Origin of the sequence: Streptomyces sp. NPDC051109 (assembly GCF_044455885.1) — a bacterium.
Taxonomy (GTDB): Bacteria; Actinomycetota; Actinomycetes; order Streptomycetales; family Streptomycetaceae; genus Streptomyces.
In genome coordinates this window covers 1-1072 of record NZ_JBITFF010000072.1, presented here as the reverse complement: position 1 = coordinate 1072, position 1072 = coordinate 1, and the positions used below count along the sequence as shown (strand labels likewise).

Genomic DNA, 1072 nt, shown 5'->3' with positions numbered 1-1072 from the left:
TGTTCTGTCCAGGGAGGTTGTGGACGGGTGATGTAGGTCTCCGCTGAGGGATCTTGAAATGGGTGAGGGCCTTCTGGCCTGGTGTGGATTGCGACATCTGCACCGGCGACCAGAAAGGCCCTCGTGCCCCACCGTAATGCACCCCTGACCGAGACCGGACGGCTGCGGCTGGCCCGCTGTGTGGTCGAGGACGGCTGGCCGCTTCGGCGGGCGGCTGAGCGATTCCAAGTCTCACCGACCACGGCCCAGCGGTGGGCCGCCCGCTACCGGGCACTCGGTGAGAGCGGGATGGCCGACCGGTCCTCCCGGCCGCACCACAGCCCGCAGCGGACGCCGACCCGAACCGAGCGGCGGGTCATCAAGGTCCGCCTCGCGCGCCGCTGGGGACCGGCCCGCATCGCCGGGCTGCTCGACGTGCCCGCCTCGACCGTGCACCGCGTGCTGACCCGCTACGGCCTGGCCCGCCTCGCACATCTGGACCGGGCCACCGGGGCCGTCATACGACGCTACGAACGCGAGCGCCCCGGCGAACTCGTCCACGTCGACATCAAGAAACTCGGCAACATCCCCAACGGCGGCGGTCACAAGACCCTCGGCCGCCAAGCCGGCCGCAAGACCCGTAGCAACGCCGGCTACAGCTACATCCACACCGCCGTCGACGACCATTCACGCCTCGCCTTCAGCGAGATCCTCAGCGATGAGAAGAAGGAGACCGCTGCCGGCTTCTGGCAGCGGGCCCAGGCGTTCTTCACCTCGTACGGGATCACCGTCGAGCGCGTCCTGACGGACAACGGCGCCTGCTACAAGTCCCACACCTGGCGCGATGTCCTGGCCACGGCCGGGATCGCCCACAAGCGGACCCGGCCCTACCGGCCCCAGACGAACGGCAAAGTCGAACGACTCAACCGCACCCTGCTGGACGAGTGGGCCTACGCCCGCCCCTACCGGTCAGAGCAGGAACGACGCGACGCGTTCCCCGGCTGGCTGCACACCTACAATCACCACCGCGGACACACCGCGCTCGCAGGCAAACCACCCGCCAGCCGCGTCCCCAACCTCACTGGGCAATACA

At 68.9% G+C, this 1072-nt stretch carries 1 protein-coding gene; it reads left to right on the top strand.

Features of this window, described 5'->3' with window-relative positions; all coding sequences use genetic code 11:
* Nucleotides 1-123: 123 nt before the first annotated feature.
* Nucleotides 124-1072 (top strand): IS481 family transposase (locus tag ACIBAD_RS37620; RefSeq protein WP_398911556.1); only part of this gene is annotated, 949 nt, incomplete at its 3' end.